We start from the raw sequence: 5,681 nt of genomic DNA on the forward strand, positions 1-5,681 counted from the left end.
CGATAGCGGTGGGTCAGCGACAAATAGGTTGGCTGATACACCGCTATCGCGAGCAGGCTCACTCCTACAAAATGTTGTGGTATGTCAGGTGTCTTCTTCTATATCCAGCAGCAGGTTTTCCAGTGCTTCTTTATACACGCCGGGTTCCTGCCACATCCCGCGCTGCTGCGCTTCCAGCATGCGCTCGGTCATGTCGCGCAGGGCATGCGGATTGTGCTCGCGGACAAAATCGCGGGTCGCCGGATCGAGCAGATAGGCATCGGCCAGCAACGCGTACTGATGATCGTCGATCAGTTGCGTGGTGGCGTCGAAAGCGAACAGGTTATCGACTGTCGCCGCCAGTTCGAAGGCACCTTTATAGCCATGACGCTTGACCCCGTCGATCCATTTCGGATTGGCCGCCCGCGAGCGGATCACCCGGTTCAGCTCTTCTTTCAGGGTACGGATTATCGGCAGATCCGGCTGGCTGTGATCGCCGTGATAACTCGCCGCCGCTTCGCCGCGCAGGGTTTCCACCGCCGCGAGCATGCCGCCCTGAAACTGGTAATAGTCGTTGGAATCGAGCAAGTCGTGCTCGCGATTGTCCTGGTTCTGTAGCACCGCTTGCACCTGACTCAGACGCTGGACGAACTGCTCGCGGGCGGCGGTGCCTTCGTCCGCCCCGCCGTAAGCGTAGGCGCCCCAGTTCAGGTAGACCTCGGCCAGATCCTCGCGGGTCTGCCACAGGCGACCGTCGATGGCGCCCTGTACGCCCGCGCCATAGGCTCCGGGTTTGGCGCCGAAGATCCGCCAGCCGGCCTGGCGCCGCGCCGCGTCGGCATCCAGCCCCGATTGCAGCAGCGCCTCACGCTCGGCGCGGACTTTGGCGGCCAGCGGATTGAGGTCATCCGGCTCGTCCAGCGCCGCTACCGCTTGCACGGCCGCGTCGAACAGCCGAATCAAATTGGCAAAGGCATCGCGGAAGAAGCCCGAGACCCGCAGCGTGACATCGACTCGTGGCCGGTCGAGCAGGCTCAGCGGCAGAATTTCGAAGTCATCAACGCGCTGACTGCCGGTGGCCCAGACCGGACGCACGCCCATCAACGCCATGGCCTGGGCGATGTCGTCACCGCCAGTGCGCATGGTCGCCGTGCCCCACACCGATAAACCGAGCTGGCGCAGGTGATCGCCGTGATCCTGCAAGTGGCGCTCGAGAATCAAGGTGGCGGACTGGAAACCAATGCGCCACGCGGTAGTGGTCGGCAGGTTGCGCACATCCACCGAGTAGAAGTTGCGCCCGGTGGGCAACACGTCGAGACGGCCACGACTGGGCGCGCCGCTTGGGCCGGCGGGGACGAAGCGCCCGTTGAGGGCGTCGAGCAGACCGCGCATTTCGGCGGGGCCGCAGGCGTCGAGGCGTGGGGCGACGACTTCGCGCAGGCTATCAATGATTGCCCTCACTTCAGCCCCCCTCGGTTCCTGTAGGAGTGAGCCTGCTCGCGATGGCGTCAGGTCAGGCAATTCAGTGTTGAATGACACACCGCTATCGCGAGCAGGCTCACTCCTACAAAGGGCGTGCACTGTTTCGGAGATCAGTTGGGTGGCGAATAGCTCAAGGCGTTCGCGGGTATCACCGGCGCTGCGCCAGACTTCGTCGCTGACGCTTTGCAGCTCTGGCGGACGCGGGCCGCTCCACGGATCGGCAAGCACACAATCCAGCGGATCAAAGCCCAACTCAAACGCCTTGGCCAACGCCCGCAGCAGACTCGACTGCGCACCCTTGCCGTCGCCACGCGGAATGCGCAGCAAAGCCAGCAACGTATCGATGCGCAAACGTCCGGTCGGCGACTCGCCGAAAATGTGCAGGCCATCGCGAATCTGCGACTCCTTCAGGTCACACAGATAGGTGTCCAGACGCGGCAGCCAGATCGCTGCATCGGCGTCGCTGTCCAGACCGGCGTCGAGTTGCAGTTCGCGGTCGATCTGCGTCTCGCGCACCAGTTGCAGAATGTCGCGCTGCAGCTCCCGCGCACGACGCGGATCGAGCAGTTGCGCCTCGTAATATTCGTCGGCCAGCAGCTCCAGATTGCGCAGCGGGCCGTAGGTTTCGGCGCGGGTCAGCGGCGGCATCAGGTGGTCGATGATCACCGCTTGCGTGCGCCGTTTGGCCTGGGCGCCCTCGCCCGGGTCGTTGACGATAAACGGATAGATGTTCGGCAGCGGCCCGAGCAATGCGTCCGGCCAGCAATTTTCCGAAAGGCCGACGCCCTTGCCCGGCAACCATTCGAGGTTGCCGTGCTTGCCGACGTGAATCACCGCGTGCGCGCCGTAGGTGTTGCGCAGCCAGAAATAGAACGCCAGATAGCCGTGCGGCGGCACCAGATCCGGGTCGTGGTACACCGCACTCGGATCGACCTGATAACCGCGCGCCGGTTGAATGCCGACGAAGGTCAGGCCAAAACGCAGCCCGGCGATCATCATCCGCCCGTCGCGGCACATCGGATCGTTTTGCGGCGCGCCCCAGCGTTCCAGCACTGCCGCGCGATTGGCTTGCGGCAGCGCGTTGAACATCGCCAGATAGGCATCCATCGCCAGACTTTGCTGGCACGGACGCAGGTCGATGCTGTCGAGGTCGTTGCTGACGCCGCCGAGCAATTGCTGGATTAACGCGGTGCCGCTGTCCGGCAACTCCGCCGTCAGCGGGAAGCCTTCCGCCTGCAACGCGCGCAGGATATTCAATGCCGCCGCCGGCGTATCGAGACCGACGCCATTGCCGATGCGACCGTCGCGGGTCGGGTAGTTGGCGAGAATCAGCGCGATGCGTTTTTCCGCGTTCGGCAGTTGCGCCAGATCGCTCCAGCGCCGCGCCAGTTCAGCGACAAAATCCATGCGTTCGGGTTGCGCCCGATAGCAGACCACGTCGGACTGACTGCGCTCACTGCGCCAGGCCAGATCCTTGAAGCTGATCGGCCGGCTGATGATGCGCCCGTCGAGTTCCGGCAAGGCGATGTGCATCGCCAGATCCCGTGGCCCGAGACCCTGCTCGCTGTCGCGCCAACCGGGCTCGTTGTCCTGAGCGCAGATCGCCTGAATCACCGGAATATTGCGCCGGAACGGGCGCAGATGCGGGGCTTCTGGACTGGACTGCGCGAAACCGGTGGTGTTGAGAATCACCGCCGCCTCAACCTCGTCCAGCCAGTCCTCGACCACGCTCAGACAGCCGGGTTCTTTCAGGCTGGCGACGGCGATCGGCAACGGATTGAGCCCCGCCGCCTGCAAGCGCTGGCAGAACACGTCGATGAACGCAGTGTTCGCCGCTTGCAAATGCGAGCGATAAAACAACACCGCCGCGACCGGTTGACCGGGCAGCCATTCGGCTTGCCAGTCGCTCAGTGCGGCGGTGTTTTTCTGTGGCTGGTAAATCGCCGTGCGCGGCAACGCCTGCGGCTCGCCCCAAGCGTAATCCCGCGCCAGCCAGCGGTTGGCCAGGCAATGGAAGAAGCCCAGCGCATTGCCCATGCCACCCTGACGCAAGAACTGCCAGAGGCGGTCGCGATCTTCGGCGGGCACCGTGCTCAGGTCGCTGAGTTCCGGGTCGGGACGATCATCCCCCGGTACCAGAATCACCTGCACCCCGCGCTCGGACAACTCCACCAGTCGCTCGACGCCATAACGCCAATAAGCGATGCCGCCGTGCAGCGAAATCAGAATGACCTTGGCGTGCCGCAGCACCTCATCGACATACAGGTCGACCGAGGCGTGATTCTGCACCTGCATCGGATTGGCCAGGCGCAGGCTCGGGTAATCCTCGGGCAATTGCTGCGCCGCTTCGGCGAGCAGCGCCAGGCTGGAGTCACCGCTGCACAGGATCACCAGTTCGGCGGGGGTTTGTCCAAGGTCGGCAATGTTGTCATCCGACACGAAACCGCCGGGCTGGGTCCTGAGCAGGTGCATGGCTTAAACGCTGAGCGCGGCGCGCAGTCGCGCTTCGAGTTGCGCAGCATCGAGCTCCTGACCGATCAGCACCAGACGGGTGACGCGCGCTTCGTCAGCGCCCCACTGGCGGTCGAAGTGCTTGTCGAAACGTGTGCCCACGCCCTGAATCAACAGGCGCATCGGCTTGTTCGGAATCGCCGCGAAGCCCTTCACGCGCAGGATGCCGTGCTGCACAACCAGTTGCGTCAGCGCGTCGAGCAGCAGGCTTTCGTCGGCTTGCGGCAGTTCGATAGAGATTGAATCGAAGGCGTCGTGATCGTGGTCATCGTGGTCGTCATCACCGTCGTGGTGGTGATCGTGATGGCTGTGGCGGCTGTCGATATGTTCTTCGGATCCGGCACCGAGACCGATCAGCACGTCCAGCGGCAGGCGACCGTTGCTGGCTTCGATGATTTTCACCGCTGGCGGCAGTTCTTCGGCGACTTCGGCGCGAACGCGAGCCAGATCTTCGGCGCTGGTCTGGTCGGCCTTGTTGAGGATCACCAGATCGGCGCTGGCCAGTTGGTCGGCGAACAGCTCATGAAGTGGCGATTCGTGATCCAGGTTCGGATCGAGTTTGCGCTGGGCATCGACCTGATCCGGGAACGCGGCGAAGGTGCCAGCGGCCACGGCCGGGCTGTCGACCACGGTGATCACCGCGTCAACGGTGCAGGCGCTGCGGATTTCCGGCCACTGGAAGGCTTGCACCAATGGTTTTGGCAGAGCCAGACCGGAGGTCTCGATCAGGATGTGATCGAGATCGCCGCGACGGGCGACCAGTTCACGCATCACCGGGAAGAACTCTTCCTGCACCGTGCAGCACAGGCAGCCGTTGGCCAGTTCGTAGACGCGGCCGGTGGCTTCTTCTTCGGTGCAGCCGATGGTGCATTGCTTGAGGATTTCACCGTCGATGCCCAGCTCGCCGAACTCGTTGACGATCACCGCGATGCGACGGCCCTGAGCGTTGTCGAGCATGTGTCGCAGCAAGGTGGTTTTGCCCGAGCCGAGGAAACCGGTGACGATGGTGACGGGGAGTTTGGCCAGTTTTTTCATCGGATGCCCTTTGGCAAGGTGGCGGGCATACGGGACGAGATCCGCTGCGAGCGTGCGCGCGGAAGAATTCGCCACCGGATCACCCCGCCCGGTTGTAGTGAGAAATCTGTGACGAGGCAGGTCTCCTGGCTGACGGTGTTCGGGCCTTGGGCCCGGCGTTCGCTGCGCCTTCCCGCGGGCTCAGTAGATTGAGCTGGCAGTGGCGTGGCAACGAACTTCACCGTTCACAGTTGCGGGGGCAGCCGCGGCTTTGACCGCGTTCCCTTCTTAGCTTCGGCGTGGGCCGAAGAACCTCGAAAGCGCAAGGCTACGCATGGCTTGAGGATGGGTCAATGCTTTGGTTTTTTTTTGGATTGGGGGCATATCCGTTGCTGCGGTAACGGCCTCCTATGGTTTCGCTCTTACAGCGGTCACTTTTTCCAAACGCCGGGTTTGAGGTTTGGGGTTTGGGGGCATATCCGTTCCTTCGGGTGTTGCCTCTGGCGGTTTCGCTCTTACAGCGAGTCACCTTTTCCAAACGCCGAAAAGGTAACCCAAAAGGCTTTGCCCCGGCGTACGGCACTTCGCTGAGGCTCAGTGTTCCCTCGCTACGGTGTCCATCAGGGGGCATCGCCTCCGGTTTGCTTCGCTGCACCTCCTCTCGATGTATGCGGCTTCGCCGCATGGCGCTGCGC

The 5,681-nt window shown here is 63.2% G+C and carries 2 protein-coding genes and 1 riboswitch; both genes read right to left on the minus strand.

Going from position 1 to position 5,681, the window contains the following annotated elements; genetic code table 11:
* Positions 1–84: 84 nt before the first annotated feature.
* Positions 85–3,933 (minus strand): cobaltochelatase subunit CobN, encoded by a 3,849-nt coding sequence (gene cobN / locus QMX91_RS28545; RefSeq protein ID WP_282413736.1) that lies wholly within the window; start codon positions 3,931–3,933, stop codon positions 85–87.
* A 3-nt stretch (positions 3,934–3,936) separates the two neighbouring features.
* The gene (cobW, locus tag QMX91_RS28550; protein WP_282413737.1) at positions 3,937–5,007 is read right to left on the minus strand and encodes a cobalamin biosynthesis protein CobW; all 1,071 of its coding nucleotides are present in this window, start codon (positions 5,005–5,007) and stop codon (positions 3,937–3,939) included.
* A gap of 97 nt (positions 5,008–5,104) precedes the next feature.
* Positions 5,105–5,318, minus strand: a riboswitch (cobalamin riboswitch).
* Positions 5,319–5,681: the final 363 nt, after the last annotated feature.

This window comes from Pseudomonas sp. PS01299 (assembly GCF_029960145.1).
In the GTDB taxonomy this organism is placed as follows: Bacteria; Pseudomonadota; Gammaproteobacteria; order Pseudomonadales; family Pseudomonadaceae; genus Aquipseudomonas; species Aquipseudomonas putida_A.

Excerpts from the sequence above, each read along its gene's own strand:
- cobW (WP_282413737.1), bottom strand. The coding sequence starts at position 5,007 with ATGAAAAAACTGGCCAAACTCCCCGTCACCATCGTCACCGGTTTCCTC.
- cobN (WP_282413736.1), bottom strand. The coding sequence starts at position 3,933 with ATGCACCTGCTCAGGACCCAGCCCGGCGGTTTCGTGTCGGATGACAAC.